This is a genomic window from Pedobacter sp. 10L46_2, assembly GCF_056395165.1.
Genome location: NZ_JBFTIZ010000014.1, coordinates 17,800 through 36,058 on the forward strand (window position 1 = coordinate 17,800; position 18,259 = coordinate 36,058).

Annotated in this window: 12 protein-coding genes; 11 read left to right on the plus strand and 1 reads right to left on the minus strand. The window is 40.6% G+C overall.

The window, feature by feature from the left end; genetic code table 11:
* Positions 1–9: 9 nt before the first annotated feature.
* Complete coding sequence (locus tag AC1DDX_RS03205; RefSeq protein WP_288883128.1) at positions 10–957, minus strand: helix-turn-helix transcriptional regulator; 948 nt, start codon at positions 955–957, stop codon at positions 10–12.
* A 193-nt stretch (positions 958–1,150) separates the two neighbouring features.
* On the opposite strand from AC1DDX_RS03205, the gene AC1DDX_RS03210 reads away from it, so the two are divergent.
* The 11 genes from AC1DDX_RS03210 (at position 1,151) to AC1DDX_RS03260 (ending at position 18,172) form a co-directional block, all read left to right on the plus strand.
* On the plus strand, positions 1,151–3,418 hold the full coding sequence (locus tag AC1DDX_RS03210; RefSeq protein WP_172662077.1) for an ATP-binding cassette domain-containing protein: 2,268 nt from the start codon (positions 1,151–1,153) through the stop codon (positions 3,416–3,418).
* Between the two features lie 13 nt (positions 3,419–3,431).
* Entirely contained in the window at positions 3,432–4,778 is a 1,347-nt protein-coding gene (locus tag AC1DDX_RS03215; RefSeq protein WP_172662076.1) for a TolC family protein, read from the plus strand.
* 17 nt (positions 4,779–4,795) lie between these two features.
* Positions 4,796–5,896, plus strand: coding sequence for an efflux RND transporter periplasmic adaptor subunit (locus AC1DDX_RS03220; protein WP_337717995.1), 1,101 nt, complete (start codon positions 4,796–4,798; stop codon positions 5,894–5,896).
* 29 nt (positions 5,897–5,925) lie between these two features.
* A complete protein-coding gene (locus tag AC1DDX_RS03225; RefSeq protein WP_337717996.1) occupies positions 5,926–9,300 on the plus strand; it encodes an efflux RND transporter permease subunit in 3,375 nt (1,124 codons plus the stop codon).
* Positions 9,301–9,967: 667 nt separating this feature from the next.
* Positions 9,968–10,315 carry a lipocalin family protein gene (locus AC1DDX_RS03230; protein ID WP_337717998.1) on the plus strand — a complete coding sequence of 116 codons (348 nt, stop codon included), beginning with the start codon at positions 9,968–9,970 and terminating at the stop codon, positions 10,313–10,315.
* A gap of 20 nt (positions 10,316–10,335) precedes the next feature.
* Entirely contained in the window at positions 10,336–10,953 is a 618-nt protein-coding gene (locus AC1DDX_RS03235; protein WP_337718000.1) for a hypothetical protein, read from the plus strand.
* A gap of 407 nt (positions 10,954–11,360) precedes the next feature.
* The gene (locus AC1DDX_RS03240; RefSeq protein ID WP_337718002.1) at positions 11,361–12,284 is read left to right on the plus strand and encodes a hypothetical protein; all 924 of its coding nucleotides are present in this window, start codon (positions 11,361–11,363) and stop codon (positions 12,282–12,284) included.
* Positions 12,285–12,733: 449 nt separating this feature from the next.
* Entirely contained in the window at positions 12,734–13,561 is an 828-nt protein-coding gene (locus AC1DDX_RS03245) for a 2OG-Fe(II) oxygenase (RefSeq protein ID WP_337718004.1), read from the plus strand.
* 6 nt (positions 13,562–13,567) lie between these two features.
* Positions 13,568–14,260 (plus strand): hypothetical protein, encoded by a 693-nt coding sequence (locus AC1DDX_RS03250; protein ID WP_337718006.1) that lies wholly within the window; start codon positions 13,568–13,570, stop codon positions 14,258–14,260.
* Positions 14,261–14,441: 181 nt separating this feature from the next.
* Entirely contained in the window at positions 14,442–15,578 is a 1,137-nt protein-coding gene (gene gmd, locus AC1DDX_RS03255; RefSeq protein WP_337718007.1) for a GDP-mannose 4,6-dehydratase, read from the plus strand.
* A gap of 26 nt (positions 15,579–15,604) precedes the next feature.
* Entirely contained in the window at positions 15,605–18,172 is a 2,568-nt protein-coding gene (locus AC1DDX_RS03260) for an SLBB domain-containing protein (RefSeq protein ID WP_337718009.1), read from the plus strand.
* The last annotated feature ends 87 nt before the right edge of the window (positions 18,173–18,259 follow it).

Genomic DNA, 18,259 nt, shown 5'->3' on the forward strand with positions numbered 1-18,259 from the left:
TCTATGGAATTATCTTTTTAACTCACCGGGTGAATATCCAAAATGCTTTTTAAAAGCTTTAGAGAAGTTATAAGGTTCATTATACCCTATGGTATAAGCAGCTTCATATACGGTACAGTTCGAATCTAACAGCATCTGCCGGGCGTAATTCATTTTCAGTTCATTTAAATACCCGAATACAGTTAATCCGAACAGCTCTTTAAAGCCTTTCTTAAGCATAAACTCATTTAGTCCCGCCTCACGTGCAATTCCGTTTAAGGTTAATGGATCAAACATCCTTTGCTGTACAAACTGTTTTGCAGCATGCAGCTTATCTACATTATGGCGTTCTATTTTAATGGGTTTCTGCCCATCTAAACTGTCAGCCTGTTCGGCCTGGAGCAGAAAAAGCTCAATAATTTTAGATTCAAAAAACAGCTGTTTCATATGTCCTGAATAAACACATTGCTGCATTTCATTAATCAGCAGTTGCTGTTTAGAGGTTACCGGCAGGGCATGTTTCGAGATTTCCGCCATTTTCCCGGCATCCACCTTGTCCCAGAACCGCTTTAAACAATCCATATCGGTTGCAAACAGCCTGCGAAAGAAAGGCTCATACAGCGAAATACCAAAGCTCTTGATCTCCGGACTGCTCAATGCATAATACCCATCAAAACTTGGCATAAATGAAATCACATGCTCATTGTCATTCAGCACATACCTGTCTTTGCTTTGCGCCTCCCATGCCGCACTTTGCCCTTGTAACGAAAAATACATGTTTAGGGTAGGCGTTTCCGTTTGTTCGCGCATGGTAATTTCATGCTCCTGTTTGCAGCTCGCGGCAAAAATATCTGCGCCATCAATTTTTATTTCACTGATGTTCATATAGCCCGATGCACCTAATTCGTCAGTATAGTGCAACTCGCAGGTTTCTGAGAGATCTGAAAGAAGGGGTGCTTTTAATTCATTGTCGTTCATAGGGTTAGGAGATGATGTTAAAGGCGCTTCACTAGAACGAATTTAGTCAAATTTTACTTTTTAAAAGAAGGAGTCAGGAAATTATTCCTTTTCGCATGGTTTATTCTCCTTCCAGAAGGGGTAGGTAAACGCATTTCAGAGCAATTTTGATAAACCAAATAATTAACCCGTTTACCTATAATTCGAAATCCCGATGAAGCAAGAATTTATAGAGATCAAAGGTGCCCGCGAGAATAACCTCAAAAATATTTCGCTGCGGATTCCAAAAAGAAAAATTACGGTATTTACCGGAGTATCAGGCTCGGGCAAGTCCTCTATTGTTTTTGATACCATCGGGGCGGAGGCCCAAAGACAGCTCAACGAAACCTTCTCCACTTTTATACGAAACCGCTTACCAAAACATAGCCAGCCTGATGCCGACGCCATAAGTAACCTTTCTACCGCAATTGTGATCGATCAAAAACGTTTAGGAGGTAATTCCAGATCTACAGTAGGTACCATAACAGATATTTATTCCATACTGCGTCTCCTGTTTTCACGAGTGGGCAAGCCTTTTATCGGCTATTCCAACGCGTTTTCCTTTAACGATCCTGCCGGAATGTGCCCCGAATGCAATGGCCTAGGAGAAACGGTAAAACTGAACCTGGATAAATTGCTCGATAAATCTAAATCACTTAACGAGGGCGCAATCCTATTCCCTATGTTCTCGGTAGGCAGCTGGTATTTTAACACTTATGCCTATTCCGGATTTTTTGATAACGATAAGAAGCTTCAAGATTATACCCAGGAGGAGTGGCAAACCCTGCTACATGGGAAAAGCAAGAAATTTCAGGTTAAAAAAGACAATGTGCCACTCAATGTCAATTTTGAAGGACTGGTCGATAAGTTTAACCGCATGTACATCAAGCGCGATACCAGTATCCTGTCCGAATCCATGCGGAGCACCCTTGAACGGTTTATCCTTTTTGCACCTTGCCCCTTATGTAAAGGAACACGGTTAAGTCAGGCCGCATTAAGCTGCAGAATAAACGGATATAACATCGCTCAGCTCACCAATCTTGAGGTCGATGAGCTCATTAAGATCATTGCCAAAATAGATGATCCCATAGCTGAAACCATGACTTCCGCATTAATAATGCGTTTACAACATTTAATAGATATCGGTCTGGAGTACCTGAGCCTTGACCGCGAGACAGCCAGCCTTTCAGGCGGAGAATCTCAGCGCATTAAAATGGTGAGGCACCTTGGCAGCAGCCTTACCGATATGATCTATATTTTCGATGAGCCGAGTGTAGGACTGCATCAGCATGATGTGCACCGTTTAAATGAGCTCTTATTGCAGCTTCGCGATAAAGGCAATACCATTCTTGTGGTAGAGCATGACCCTGAAGTGATCCGGATTGCCGACCATGTGGTAGATGTCGGCCCTCATGCAGGAACCCATGGAGGCGAAATCGTGTACCATGGAACAGTAGAGGGGTTGTTGAAATCAGACACCTTAACGGGTAACTGCATGAACCGGCAGCACTATGCAAAATCCTCCTATCGCAGTGCCAAAGGAGCCCTTACCGTTCATAACGCAAAACTGCATAACCTTAAAAATTTAACTGTAGCCATCCCAACGGGGGTTTTTACGGTGGTAACCGGGGTAGCCGGATCTGGTAAAAGCTCACTCATTAACCATGAGTTTATAAAGCAATATCCCGAAGCAATCATTATTGATCAGACTGCTGTGAGTACCTCAATTCGATCTAATCCTGCTACTTATACTGGCATTATGGACGAGATCCGCAGGCTCTTTGCCCAGCAAAATGGAGTAAGCGCTTCCCTGTTTAGTTTCAACTCAAAAGGAGCCTGCCCCAATTGTCAGGGCCTGGGGTTTATCTATACAGACCTTGCTTTTCTGGAGCCGGTAAAAACCGAATGCGAAATATGCAATGGCAAGCGCTTTAAAGAAGAAGTACTGGCCTATAGATTAAATGGCAAATCGATTAGCGAGGTGCTGGCCATGACTGTACAGGAAGCGGTAGATTTTTTTGATAAGAAGGAACTGAAACGCAAAATAGAAGCCATACTGGATGTAGGGCTCGATTATTTAACCCTCGGGCAGCCACTTAGTACACTATCCGGTGGCGAGTGCCAGCGCATTAAACTAGCCAGTAACCTGCACAAAAGAGGAAGCATTTATGTACTGGATGAGCCAACCACCGGATTACACATGTCCGATGTAGAACATTTGCTGCAAATCATGAATCACCTGGTTGATATCGGGAATTCCGTAATCGTAATTGAACATAATCTGGACGTGATCAAAAATGCCGACTGGATCATTGATATGGGGCCGGAAGGTGGCAGAAAAGGAGGAGAGGTTATTTTTACAGGAACCCCTGCCGAATTAATGGAATACCCCGGCTCATTAACCGGGCATTACCTCAATAAAGAAAAGCAATTAATCCTATAAGCGATAAATACCTATGAAAACCAAAATCTATCTCATAATACTACTCCTCTTTTTTGCCGGCGGAATGGTTCAGGCTCAGGTAACTGATTCCCTGAATTATAAGTTCAGCCTAAAAGAGGCCATAGATTATGCGCTAAACCACCAATCGGCCGTGCTAAACGCACAGATTGATGAAGAAATAGCTAAAAATGATGTTAAAAAAACGGTGGGTACCGGCTTGCCGCAGGTCTCCACTACTTTTAACTTTCAGGATTACCTTAAAGTGCCAACAAGCTTGCTTCCGGGCGAGTTCTTTGGTCAGCCCGGCACACAAATTCCGGTTAAGTTCGGTGTAAAGTATAATTCTTCGGCAGGAATAGAGCTGAATCAGCTCCTTTTCGATGGAACTTATATTGTAGGCCTGCAGGCTTCAAAAACCTATAAGGAGCTGTCTGTCAGAACCAGCACAAGAACTAAAATTGAAACGGTAGTTGCCGTTACAAAAGCCTACTATTCGGTATTGGTCAATAAGGAACAGTTAACCCTTATCGATGCCAATTTGGTACAGCTCACCAAATCCTTTAACGATACCGAGGCGATGTTTAAAAACGGTTTTGCAGAAAAAATTGATGCCGACCGGCTGTTGGTGTTAAAGAATAACCTCGAAACGGAACGCGAAAATGCTACCCGCTCACTATCTATCAATATCGATCTGCTTAAGTTTCAGATGGGAATGCCGGTAACGGCTGCACTTGAGCCTGTCGACAAGATCAGTGACGTGCGCGCGCAACCCGTTTCGACTGCAGTGGCCGATACCTCTGCCTACAAGGCAAGAATTGAGTATTCCCTTTTAGAAACGCAGAAAAAGTTAAACCTGCTTGATGTGAAAAGGTACAAAAGTACTTTCCTGCCTACGCTAAAAGGTTTTGCAAGTGCTACCAAAAGTTTTCAGTCCGATAACTTCTCAAATCTGTACGACCAGAACTACCCTACATCGGTAATTGGTCTTACCCTTTCATGGAACCTGATCAACGGAGGTCAGCGGATTTATCAGTTGCGTAACGCCAAGCTTGTGGTAAAGCAAACCGAAAATCAGATGCAGGACCTCAAAAATGGAATCGTGAATGAAATCTCCACCACTCAAAAGCTGTACGCCAATAGCCAGCGCTCATTGGAAAATCAGGAAAGGAATTTAAAGCTTGCCGAAGAGATCCTCAGGGTTACCCGAATCAAATATGAACAGGGAATAGGTTCCAGCCTGGAAGTTACCACTGCCGAGACCTCTCAAAAGGAAGCGCAAAACAACTACATCACTGCTTTATATAACCTGCTCATCAATAAAGTGGATCTGGATAAAGCCACAGGAAAAATTAACTATTAAACAAGCAACATAAACTCATGAAAACAATATATAGCATCGCATTAGTTCTCTTTCTGGCTTCCTGCGGATCATCAGAAAAACCTAAGGACAAAAAAGCAGAGCTTGAACAACTCAAAAAAGACCGTACCTCTCTTAACGGAAAAATTGAACAGATCGAGAAAGAACTTGGTCAGAATAAAAGTCAGGCAGATACTAAAGATGTAACTGCTACTGAACTTAAGGAAACCGAATTCAGGAACTTCGTTGAGGTTCAGGGCAAGGTGGATGCGGAAGACAATGTGGAGGTCACTCCCGAATCCCCTGGTTCAGTAACTGCAATTTATGTTAAAGTCGGACAAAGCGTGAGCCGCGGTCAGGTACTCGCACAGATTGATGATAAAGTGCTACGCCAAAATATCGCACAATTACAAACACAGCTGGATCTGGCCACTACCGTTTTCAACCGTCAGAAAAACCTTTGGGATCAAAAAATTGGTACCGAGGTTCAATACCTTACCGAAAAAAGCAAGAAAGAGGGCCTCCAAAAACAATTGTCGGGCTTGCAATCTCAGGCCGCAATGAATAAGATCAAAAGTCCTGTTTCGGGTACTGTTGATGCCATGGAGCTTAAGTTAGGGCAATCCGTCGCGCCGGGAACACCTACAGGCATTCGGGTGGTTAATGCAAGCCGACTAAAAGTGAAAGCCCTTGTTTCAGAAAACTATGCCGCCAGGGTAAACCAGGGAGATGAGGTTGAGGTATCTTTGCCCGATGTGCCAGAGAACCTGCATACTAAAATCTCATTTGCCGCCAAAGTTATTGATCCGATATCAAGAGGCTTTAATGTAGAGGTTAAGCTGCCTTCCAGTAAAAAGTACCGTCCAAATATGCTGGCCATTCTTAAAATTATAGATTATAAAAATGATAGGGCACTAACGGTACCGGTCAATGCCATCCAAAAGTCCGAAGCTGGTGAATATGTTTTTGTAGCTATAAACGGCAAAGCCAAAAAAACAGATATCAAAACAGGAAAAATATCCAATAGCCAGGCAGAGGTCTTAACCGGATTAAAATCCGGCGATAAAGTGATTACCACAGGATTCCAGGATCTGAACGATGGCGATTCCGTAAAACTATAAATAAAGATTCATGATAATCTTACGATCATATGAAAGACGTCAATAAAGAATTCGGTCCATCCAGTTGGGCTATAGATAACCGCACAGCGATATATGTGTTTACATGTATCCTGATTCTGGCGGGGTATTTTTCCTACAACAGTTTGCCAAAAGAGAATTTTCCGGAAGTTGTAATTCCTAAAATATTCGTGCAAACCATATATCCGGGAACTTCACCTGCAAATATGGAGAACCTGATTACAAAGCAGCTCGAAAAGGAAATAAGGGGTACGCTTGGGTTAAAAAAGATCACCTCCAACTCCTTTCAGGATTTCTCATTTATTACCGCAGAATTTAATACCGGGGTCGATATCAAAGATGCAAAACAGCGGGTTAAGGATGCCGTTGATAAAGCAAAAACTGACCTGCCTTCAGATTTACCCGATGATCCGGTAATTATGGATATCAACCTCTCAGACCTCCCCATTATGTACATCAACATTTCCGGAGATTATGACCTGAAAAAACTAAAAGAGTATGCCGATGATATTGAAGATAGGGTAGAGGGACTGAAAGAAATCGCCGGGGTAGATATTGTGGGTGCCCTTGAGCCAGAGATCCAGATCAATGTAGATCTCCGTAAAATGGAGTCGGCGCAAATCTCATTTGACGATATCGGAAATTCAGTAAAGGCCGAAAACCTGACCATATCAGGAGGTTCAGTGAAAATGGATGGCATGCAGCGTACCTTAAATGTGAAAAAGGAGTTCGTAAATGCCGAGGAATTAGGCAATATGATTGTCAAGTCACAGGCAGGAGGCTCGGTTTACTTAAAGGATATTGCCGAAGTAAAAGATTCATTTAAAGAGCAAAACAGCTATGCACGCTTATACGGAAAAAATGTAATTACGCTAAATGTACGCAAGCGCAGTGGCGAAAACCTGATTGAGGCGTCTGACAAGATCAATGCCATGCTAAAGGAAATGAAGGGCACTTTACTGCCTTCTAAACTGGATATTACCATTACCGGTGATCAATCTGATCAGACCAGGATTACCCTGCATGACCTGATCAATACCATCATCATCGGTTTTATCTTAGTTACCCTGATCCTGATGTTCTTTATGGGCGTCACAAATGCGCTGTTTGTTGCCCTGTCCGTCCCGTTGTCCATGTTCATTGCCTTTCTCTCCATGCCCGTTCTCGGGGGGGTGTTCGATTTTAATTTCACCATGAACATGATGGTGCTGTTCTCCTTCCTGCTCGGACTGGGTATTGTGGTGGATGATGCCATTGTGGTGGTAGAGAATACACACCGGATTTTTGATAACGGAAGGGTTCCTATTGTGCAGGCTGCTAAAACGGCCACTGGCGAGGTTTTTATGCCCGTGTTATCCGGAACTTTAACTACCCTTGCACCGTTCTTCCCGTTGCTATTCTGGCCCGGAATCATTGGTGAGTTCATGTATTTCCTCCCGGTTACGCTTATTGTAACGCTTTCTGCCTCATTGGTGGTGGCATACATTATTAACCCGGTTTTTGCAGTCGACTTTATGAAACCGCATGATGATCATAAAGATCAGAAACCAAGGTTTGACAGAAAAGTAAAACGGACACTGCTTGTATTTGCAGGCATGGCCTTATTGGGCTACCTCATCAATATCGGATTCGGTAACTTTATCATATTGCTTGCCTTGTTATACCTGCTAAACCACTTCTTCTTAACAGGGGTGATCAAGAAATTCCAGACGGTAGTGTGGCCAAAAGCAATAAATAAATATCATAGTTTACTTACCTGGGCACTTAAACGTCCGCGTACCATGATCTGGAGTACAGTGGGCTTGTTTTTCTTTACCATGATTCTGGTAAACATTGTGCCGCCAAGGGTAGTGTTTTTCCCTACTGCCGACCCGAACTTTGTGTATGTCTATATTGAATTGCCGGTGGGTACAGATCAGGCCTATACCAACAAAATAGTCGAAAAGGTTGAGCAGCGGGTAGAAAAGGTAGTTGGCCAAAAGAATCCCGATGTATCTTCAATAATCTCCAATGTCACTGTAGGGGTAACCGACCCGCAAGGCGAAGACCAGGGCGAGTATACCAACAAGGGGAAGGTTACAGTAGCCTTTGTGGCCTATGGCAAAAGAACAGGAGAGCGCACCGTAAATTACCTCGGCAAGATCCGTGAAGCGGTAAAAGGGATTCCTGGAGCACAAATTTCGGTAGCCCAGGAACAAGGGGGGCCACCAACGGCCAAACCAATCAGTATAGAAATTACGGGCGATAACCTGGATTCCATTGCGGTGACTTCCGATCGCTTAAAAAAATACCTGGATAGCAGGCAAATTGCCGGGGTAGAAGAGCTTAAATCTGATTTTCAAAATAACAAGCCCGAAATTATTTTTGATATCGATCGGGAACGGGCCAATCGCGAAGGGATCTCAACCGGTCAGGTTGGCATGGCATTGCGTACGGCACTTTATGGTAAGGAAGTTTCTAAATACAGGGACATTAATGAAGACTATGAGATCAATGTTCGGGCAAGAGAAGATCAAAGGAACAACCTGGAAGCCTTACGAAACATGAAAGTGACCTACCGTGATATGGCAATGAACGGTGTTATTAGGCAAGTGCCTATATCATCTTTCGCAAATATAGATTATATCAATACTTATGGTGGTATCAAACGCAAGCAGCAAAAAAGAATCATAATTCTTTCCTCAAATGTGCTTTCAGAATACAATGCGAACGAGGTTGTGGCAAATATTCAGCGGGAGATAAATGAATTTAAAGCACCTGCCGGAATTGAAATAAAAATGGCCGGTGAGCAGGAAGAGCAAATGGAAACAGCTGCGTTTTTAGGCACAGCCTTAGTCAGCGCTTTGTTTATTATCCTCATTATCCTGGTACTGCAGTTTAATTCCATTAGTAAGCCGGTTGTTATTTTAAGTGAGATCCTGTTTAGCATTATTGGGGTATTACTGGGCGTTACCATCTTCGGAATGGAGTTGTCTATTGTAATGACGGGACTGGGAATTGTCGCCCTGGCGGGAATTGTAGTCCGGAATGGGATCCTGCTGGTCGAATTTGCCGACCTGATGGTTAGTCAGGGCATGGAAGTAAGAGAGGCCGTTATCGAAGCAGGCCGTACCCGGATGACCCCGGTATTACTTACCGCTACCGCAACTATGCTTGGCCTCATTCCGCTGGCAGTAGGTTTGAACCTTGACTTCGTGACTTTATTTACTGAGTTTAACCCACACCTTTATTTTGGAGGTGATAACGTAGCGTTCTGGGGCCCACTATCATGGACCATTATCTTCGGTTTGAGTTTTGCCACTTTCTTAACCCTGGTATTGGTTCCATGTATGTACTTGGTCGCCGATAGAAATTCTAAGAAAATAAAGCAATGGTTTAAAAAGTAACATTCGTTCTTCTTAAAGCGGCCGCCATAAGGCGGTCGCTCTTTGCCGCAGTCTCCTGCTAAAGCAGATGCCATCATCTCCGACGATAGGAGAAATCCCGTGATTATCCTCTCTCCATTCTAAGTTCCCAAGAAAGATTATTAACCCAGTGTCCTGTGAACCCCATGCCTATTGTCCTAAAACGGGGAATAAAGGAGAAAAAGTTGCCTCAGTATTAACCTTGTTTTTCGTTAAATGATCAGAAATGAGGTCATATTTAACAATGGCCGATTTTTTGCCTTTTTATTTGTAATAAGTTTGTGAAGTAATTTTTAATAATCGATTTTACATACCTTTGCGGGATTTTATTAAAAAGCTAAATTAATTTCTCTAATACATGAGCTATCAGGATTATAAGTGCAGGAAGTGCAATACAGATTTTCATTATCAGGTTCCACGCGGATTTGTGTTAAAACATTTGCTGGGATTTCTTCCTATACGAATTTACTGGTGCCCAAAATGTACTACAAACCGATATGTGTGGGTAGGCGATAAAGTTGAGGCTAAATAGCAGCCACTTAAAAATACCTATTTATGGGTATTGCTTGCTTAAGCGTTTTCCTTTTCCTTTGAGTAAATCTTCTGAATTTTCGATTCAGTTAAGATACCTGGATTTAATTAGATTATTATGAGAAGTCAAGTTGTAGGCAAATGGGTTGTCGCAAATGCGGTCGAAATAGACTATGTTGATGGGGCAGAAGTATTCAGAGCAGATATGTTTGCGTTGTCTGGTGCTTATCTTGAATTTAAAGAAGGAGAAAAAGGAAGCATATATGATGGCGAGGGCGATGTTGATGCTTTTACTTATACCGCCACAAAAGAAAATCTGGTCTTAAATTATATCGAGGGCGATGATGTCACTGTTTATCATATAAAGGAATTAACCGGTTCCACGCTTTCCGTATATGAAGAGCATATTGAAACCCAGAAAGGGATCGTACATAAAGAAGTCGTCGAAATTAACCTAATGAAATAGTTTTCCTAAAATTAACGCTCATGAAAACACTCAGCAAATTAATACTACTTATTTTATTATCAGCAAGTTTTATGGCTTGTGAAAAAAGCAGCGATGGTCCCTCAAATGAGAACCCGGGTCCCGTTAAGGGTCCTGTAATCGGTAATGGAGAGGTAGTGGATAATACACTGTATATGGCCTTCAAAACACCTGATTGGGAACGAAAGATCGACTGTACCCATCTTGATCTGGATCCTATCGGCTTAAACGATTCCACATCATATGTATCGGCAACATCGGCCTCTACAAATGAAACATTTTACTTTTCATTTCCCCGTGATAGCTCGGTTATGGTAAGGTCTTCCAATATTAAAAAGTATGGGATCACAAGAGTTGGGGCCAATAAAAAGCCCTTTGAGTTTTCACAAACACTTCCAATAATTGCAAATTCAACCACAAAATTAGTAAGTCTGTCCGGTTCCAGCTCCGATTCTTATAACGAAGTTTTAGAGATCAAGTATATAGGTGTTAAAGGGAATTATGCTCAATTTCAGATAAAATGCCGTTACAGCATGAGTATGGGGGAAGTCCTTAACGAAAGTAACAAGAGGTTGGTAACGGGGACTTTCCATTTTAAAGTTAAAACAAAACGAATATAGCGCTCTGAGATTTAATAGTTAATAATCGTAAAGCAGCCCTGGCATACCGGGGCTGTTTTCGTTTGTCAATAATAAATTGAAACAACCGTCATCTCTAACATTGCCCGTCGTCTTGAACATAGTGAGAGATCTCTTGCCTGAACCTCCCCCCCCCCACCCAACAACCCAATAGAGTCTTATTCAACTAAATGATTTATCGATAATCCTCTTTCATTTATGTGAATAATTTATAGCAGATAATGGATTTAGGTTTATACCGCCAAAAATATTGTTGGAATTGATTTTATGTCTTCAGTTGGTATAGTTATAAATTATATTGTGCACGATCTTTAATTGCTAGGGGGTCGTTAATAAAGGTGTTGTTTGTCAGGTACTTAATATTATATTTGTAAGTCAAATGACTTCCAATGAAAAAGCTCTTATTAATTCCAGTATTAGTGTTATTTTTTATATCCTGCCGTAAAAAGGATGCAGGGAAAGAATCTCCTGAAGGGAAATTGTACTCTGTTGAATTTTCGACAAGTTCATTCAATGTTGATTATAGCCCAGTTAAAACGGCAATATCATCAAATAAGAAAGTATCTTCAGTGGAGCCCTCGGATTCGAACTCAGGGGTTAACCACATTTATTATCTAGTTTACAAAGGGGATATCTACGTTAAGATGATTCATCAGGTTAGGACTGATCCGAAATTCGGGAAAATAAAAGATGAGCTTGCGAAAGGGCGTTATAATGTTGCTTTTTTTGCCTCAGGAGAACCATTAAACATCACTGCTCGCGAAAACAAATTGAATTTTGGAAAGCCGGGAACCGTAGTCTACTATGAAAGGTTTTTACTAGACCTTGAAGGAGACGTGAGGAAAAATGTCGAACTTCGAAGAATTACAGCGTTGCTGCGCATAAATATCGAAGATAATGTACCTATAAGCGTGAAAAAAATTCATTATGTAGTAAAGTATGAACTGTCGGGAGAAAATATATCTACGGAAATGAGAATATCGAGTGGAGAATTAGATACCTTCGATACTTTTTTTTTCACCCAAACAATGGTGGAGTCAAATTACGGGAAACCTATATCTTTGGATATTTTTCTTCCATACAGAATTAACGATTCGCATCCTCAAGAGGGTTCTAATGTCACCGTAGATATTTTTGCTTATGATTCCACTGAACAGGTCATTGCATCTGACAAAATTCGGTTTGTGATGATTGGTTTAGATAAAAAAGCCACGCTTTCAGGAAAATTATTTGACACAAATGGTGGTAGAGAAGGTATTCAAATTCGTCTGCCCGACACAACTCTTGAAGAGTTGCCAGTGATAAATTTTTAAAGTTTGCAACTATTATTGGGGTTCCTTTGTTAAGTGTCAGATACTATCATGGTGAACAAAGACTCTTAATATTGTGGTTGTATGTCTTTGACGTTCATTTTTATGGCTTTTTTATCTTGTGGTTATTTATATTGATTAGATATTTTGAATAGTTAAAAAATATTGGCACATAAATTTGTTAATAGCAGGTTTTATGTGTTCAAATCAATAACTTGAATAGGACAAACTTTGTTACTCAAAATAAGGGGCGTATTGAGTATGATGAATTGACGATTTGTGACTTAAAAGAAGACAATCAGGTGATTTATGTCATATAATTTTATTTTAATCTAAATGATATTATTGTTTTACATTTGATAAGGGATAACCTTGTTATTAACTGTATATATGAAAAAACTTTTACTACTAGTTCTATTCTTGCTAGGTTATTATTCTATAAATTTACATACATGAATATTTTACATCCATCTATAACAGATATAAAACAACTAGGGAAAGATATGCATCAGAAATACATAAGCGCTGATCCTTTCCCCAGTATTGTATTAGATAATTTTTTTAACGAGGAGTTTTTAAGCAAAGTGGCCGATGAATTTCCTGACTTGTCTAAACAAAAGGATGTAAAGAAATATGATAACCATAATGAAAAGAAGCTGGAAGCTTTGGGCGAGAAACACTTCAGTGAATCAGCACGTTTGCTGGCTCATTTTTTAAATTCACAGCCAATATTGGAATTTTTGCAGGAGCTTACGGGGATTAAGGAAACTTTACTACCGGATCCTTATTTTTTGGGCGGCGGCTATCATGAAATAAAATCAGGTGGTTTGTTAAAAGTGCATGCTGATTTCAATAAGCATGAATTAGCATTGGTGGATCGTCGCATTAACTTGCTAGTTTATCTTAATAAGGACTGGGATGAAAGCTACGGCGGACATTTTGAACTGTGGGATCGTGACATGAAGGAGGCGCGCACAAAGGTATTGCCGATTTTTAATCGGATAGCTATATTTTCAACCACCGATTTTTCATACCATGGTCACCCTAATGCGCTAGCCTGCCCGCCAGACAGGAGTCGGAAATCTCTGGCATTATATTATTATAGTAATGGCCGACCAAAAAGCGAGGTAAATCACAAACCGCATGGAACGCTATTTGTAAACCGATCAGGAACGAAAAATGATGTTACCAAAGAACCTATCACCTTGCGCAGCGTATTATATGATTTAACACCACCAATATTAATCAGGCTGGCTAAGAAAGTCATTCGATCAAATTAAGTATATATGAAAAAACCTTTACTACTAGCTCTATTCTTGCTAACTAATGTTACTGCATTTTCACAAATGAATGGCGACTATAATTATAGTATTGCCATCAGAGGATATAGTATGGTTGAGATGCCTAAAGTATTTAATGAAACCAGCTCTGATAAGTTTACAGACGCTTATTTTAACGGAGTGATGGTTAAATTTAACGACAACCAGTTTAGCTATCGTTTAAACGGGACCTATTATAATAAATCCAAAAAGTTTTTCAATGAGTGTGAAACATGCCAGGAAGCTGATGGTAAGCTTCTAGACTACTCCTTTAAATTAGGATTTGAAAAGAACTTTAATTATTCACGGATTCAACCCTATGTCGGACTTGATTTGGGCTATCGTTACAACAGGTTTAAAGGTAGCCTGCAGAATAGAAACCAATTGAGAGACGTGAGTGCAGATGCCGTAGGCCAGGAGATTGAATCTACTAAGCATGGAATTATGGTATCCCCGGTTATAGGGTTTAAAATCAATCCAATACCTCAGATTTCTATTTTCGCCGAAGGCACTCTGGATCTTTTGTACTCTTTCGAGAAGCAGAAAACGATTTTGCAGGATATTAATAATACCCGAACAGTCAATAACGACCGGACAACCGAATTTCTTTTGAATCCTTTTTCAGTAGGGATTCAAATCCATTTAGGAAGCAATAAATAGCTTTCTACTTCATATGTGCCTTTATTCGAGGTTTATCTTTTGCTTTCAAAGTAAATAATTCCGTATGTTTGCGTGAATAAATTGAACACACTTATCAATGAAACTGCATGAGCTTACCGCTCAAATCTAACTTAAACAAGTCTCATGCAAACTTCATAACACCTAAAGCGTAAACACACAGATGAAAATTGCCTTAATTACGGGAGTAACGGGACAGGATGGAGCCTATTTAGCTGAATTTTTGTTAAAAAAGGGATACTTTGTACATGGATTGAAAAGAAGATCTTCATCGTTTAATACAGAGCGTATAGATCACCTTTATCAGGATCAACACGAAAATAATGTAAATTTCAAATTGCACTATGGCGATTTAACCGATTCAACCAATTTAATTCGTATCGTCCAGGAAACCCAACCCGATGAGATTTATAACCTAGCTGCAATGAGTCATGTTAAGGTGAGTTTTGAAACACCTGAATATACTGCAAATGCAGATGGAATTGGAACACTTAGATTATTAGAAGCTGTTCGGATATTGGGTCTTACCAAAAAAACTAAAGTTTATCAGGCTTCTACTTCCGAGTTATATGGATTGGTTCAGGCTGTCCCTCAAAGCGAAACAACCCCTTTCTATCCACGGTCACCCTATGCGGCAGCAAAAATGTATGCTTACTGGATTACGGTTAACTACAGAGAGGCTTATGATATGTTTGCCTGCAACGGCATTTTGTTTAATCACGAAAGTCCAGTTAGGGGCGAAACCTTTGTTACCCGTAAAATCACTCGTGCGGCATGTAAAATAGCGCTGGGCCTGCAGAGCTGTCTATACCTTGGCAATCTCTCGGCACAACGCGATTGGGGTCACGCAAAGGATTACATCGAAGCCATGTGGTTAATCCTGCAACAGGAAAAGCCAGAGGATTACGTAATCGCTACAGGCGTTACGACAACGGTTAGAGATTTTGTTAAAATGAGTTTTGCCGAATTGGGAATTGAAATTGAGTTCAGTGGAAAAGACCAATACGAGCGAGGTGTAATTATTGATGTTGATCAGGACCTGGTTGTTCAACTTGGGTTAAATGACGAGTATTTAAAACCAGGTACTATTGTGGTACAGGTTGATGAAAAGTACTTCAGGCCAACAGAGGTTGATCTGCTATTGGGCGATCCAACAAAAGCCAATACCAAACTGGGTTGGAAACCTAAATATGATCTTCCGCTATTAGTAAAAGACATGGTTCATTCCGATCTGCATTTGATGAAAAAGGATGAGTACTTAAAGCAAGGCGGCTTTAAAACATTAAATTATTTCGAATAAGCTATTTCATACACTATCAATTACCTATGAAGTTTAAAAATATACTTACCGCATTATTTTTCTTCTTTGCCATTATTCTTTCTCAATCGGCATTTTCGCAAACCAATTATGCGGATGTAAAAGTTGATGACTTAACTGATACACAAATCCGACAACTGATGCAGAGAGCGGAATCGGTAGGATATAATGATGCTCAGCTGGAGCAAATGGCTGCAGCTCAGGGCATGAATGCCACTGAAATTCAGAAACTCCGTTTAAGGGTTGAGAAGATCAGAAAACAGGAAGGTGGCCAAAGTAATGATAAATCAGATACCAATGGTTCTAACAAAAATCAGCAAAATGGAAATGAGCTGGACAGAACCAGAGGGTTTGATAAGCAAAATGTACGCGATACCACTAAGAATAATAATAAAACCGATTCCAGCGGTAATCTGAAAACTAAGAAGGCTTTGGAAGAGGAAAAGCTTGAAGAAATGAAAAAGCTTTTCGAAGGCCTTAAACCTAAAATATTTGGTGAAGATTTGTTTAAAAATGAGAACCTTACTTTTGAGCCAAACCTTCGTATGGCTACGCCGAAAAGCTATGTAGTTGGTCCTGATGATGAATTGCTGATCGATTTAAGTGGCGACAATGAAGTCAACTATAAACTTAAGGTAAGTCCTGATGGCACCATTCGTTTACAATACGTAGGATTGATATCAGTAGGTGGATTAACCATTGAACAGGCCACTTCAAAGATCCGGTCAAGCATGGCAAGTACCTACCCAAGTTTAAGATCAGGCAGAACGAGTGTTGCCATAACTTTGGGTAATATCAGAAGTATTAAGGTTACCGTAATAGGAGAGGTCGTTAAACCAGGATCATACACCGTTCCTTCGCTGTTTACGGTATTTAATGCCTTATATGAATCAGGAGGACCGAACAGGAACGGGTCTTTCCGTAAAATACAGGTGGTTAGGAACAACAAAGTTGTATCTACTATAGATGTTTATGATTTTCTGTTAAACGGAATCCAGCTAAACAATATCCGCTTGCAGGATCAGGATGTGATAAATGTACCTGTGTATCAAACACGGGTTGAAATGGCCGGAGAGGTTAAACGCCCGGCATTGTACGAGGCCTTAAATACGGAGACTTTAGAAGACATGGTTAGGTTTGCCGGTGGATTCTCTAACGATGCTTATACGGCGCAGATCAAGGTACTTCAAAAAACAAATAAGGAACGTAAAATCACCGATGTTCCGGCTGACGATTACAATAAATACAATCCATTAAATGGCGACAAATATGTGGTCGAGGGTATTCTGGATCGTTTCGAAAACAGGGTAGAGATTTCAGGGGCCGTTTTCCGTCCGGGTCAGTTTGAGCTTGACGAGAACTTAACCTTAAAACAATTGATCGGCAAGGCTGATGGCTTAAAGGAAGATGCATTTTTAAACAGAGGCTATATCTCAAGGTTAAATGCAGACAACAGCTTATCACTTTTATCATTCGATGTGGCCAAAGTATTGGCCGGAACTGAAGCAGATATTAAGCTGCAGAGAGAAGATAAGGTGACTATTTCTTCAATATTCGATTTAAGAGAAGAATATAAAGTAACCATCCAGGGAGAGGTTAGAGAGCCGGGTACTTTCGAATATGGAGATAATATGAATCTGGAATCCTTGATCCAAATGGCAGGTGGTTTTAAAGAAGGTGCTACGCCAAATCGTATTGAGATATCAAGAAGGATTAAAAATAGTGATGCAACTTCGGCATCTGCACAAACTGCAGAGGTATTTACCGTTAATGTAGACCAGAATCTAAAAATTCAGGAGAAAGACTTTACTTTAAAGCCGTTTGATATAGTTTCCATTCGTACCTCTGAGAGCTATCAGGTACAGAGACAAGTAAAAGTTGAAGGAGAAGTGCTATATCCCGGAACTTATACCATTACAAAAAAGGATGAGCGCATTTCAGATATCATGAAAAGAGCGGGCGGCCTAAGTCCTTTGGCTTATGTAGAGGGAGCTTCTTTAAAACGTACAGGTGGTGCAGAAGCAAGAGCCATAGATAGTCTGGAGAGAAGAAAAGAAGAGAAGGAAAAGCTGATGAACTTGCAACGCTTGAAGCAGTCTGGGGCTAAGGACACAACCACATTTGAAAAAGATATACAGGTTCTGCGTAGTGATCTGGTAGGTATTGATTTAGTGAGAATCCTAAAAAAACCACTATCTAGAAATGATTTGATTGTAGAGGATGGAGATGTAATACGTGTTCCTAAGGAACTGCAAACAGTAAGAGTAACTGGAGAGGTTTTAAAACCAAACAGTATAGTTTATATTAAAGGCAGAAGCTTTAAAGGATACGTTGATGGTGCTGGAGGTTTTAGTTATAACGCCTATAAAAAGGGTGCTTATATTGTATATTCTAATGGATCAGTGGCAGCAGCGAAGAAATTCTTGTTCTTTAATAATTACCCTCAGGTTAAGCCAGGTGCAGAGATTTTTGTGCCAAAACGTGCTGAGAGAGAAAAAATGAACGTTCAGGCTTGGATAGGAATTAGTACAGCTTTTGCATCATTAGCAGCAATAGTAGTTAGTTTGTTAAGGTAATTGATTGTCTGATCGATATGAGTCTAGGAAATATAAATAATCAATCAAATGTCTCTTCAGATGAGATTTCTTTAAAAGAGCTATTAC

What these genes read in the sequence shown, in the direction of transcription:
- AC1DDX_RS03240 (WP_337718002.1), top strand. Translation starts at nt 11,361, where the DNA reads ATGAAAAAGCTCTTATTAATTCCAGTATTAGTGTTATTTTTTATATCC.
- AC1DDX_RS03220 (WP_337717995.1), top strand. Translation starts at nt 4,796, where the DNA reads ATGAAAACAATATATAGCATCGCATTAGTTCTCTTTCTGGCTTCCTGC.
- AC1DDX_RS03205 (WP_288883128.1), bottom strand. Translation starts at nt 957, where the DNA reads ATGAACGACAATGAATTAAAAGCACCCCTTCTTTCAGATCTCTCAGAA.
- AC1DDX_RS03210 (WP_172662077.1), top strand. Translation starts at nt 1,151, where the DNA reads ATGAAGCAAGAATTTATAGAGATCAAAGGTGCCCGCGAGAATAACCTC.
- gmd (WP_337718007.1), top strand. Translation starts at nt 14,442, where the DNA reads ATGAAAATTGCCTTAATTACGGGAGTAACGGGACAGGATGGAGCCTAT.
- AC1DDX_RS03250 (WP_337718006.1), top strand. Translation starts at nt 13,568, where the DNA reads ATGAAAAAACCTTTACTACTAGCTCTATTCTTGCTAACTAATGTTACT.
- AC1DDX_RS03260 (WP_337718009.1), top strand. Translation starts at nt 15,605, where the DNA reads ATGAAGTTTAAAAATATACTTACCGCATTATTTTTCTTCTTTGCCATT.
- AC1DDX_RS03245 (WP_337718004.1), top strand. Translation starts at nt 12,734, where the DNA reads ATGAATATTTTACATCCATCTATAACAGATATAAAACAACTAGGGAAA.
- AC1DDX_RS03225 (WP_337717996.1), top strand. Translation starts at nt 5,926, where the DNA reads ATGAAAGACGTCAATAAAGAATTCGGTCCATCCAGTTGGGCTATAGAT.
- AC1DDX_RS03215 (WP_172662076.1), top strand. Translation starts at nt 3,432, where the DNA reads ATGAAAACCAAAATCTATCTCATAATACTACTCCTCTTTTTTGCCGGC.
- AC1DDX_RS03235 (WP_337718000.1), top strand. Translation starts at nt 10,336, where the DNA reads ATGAAAACACTCAGCAAATTAATACTACTTATTTTATTATCAGCAAGT.
- AC1DDX_RS03230 (WP_337717998.1), top strand. Translation starts at nt 9,968, where the DNA reads ATGAGAAGTCAAGTTGTAGGCAAATGGGTTGTCGCAAATGCGGTCGAA.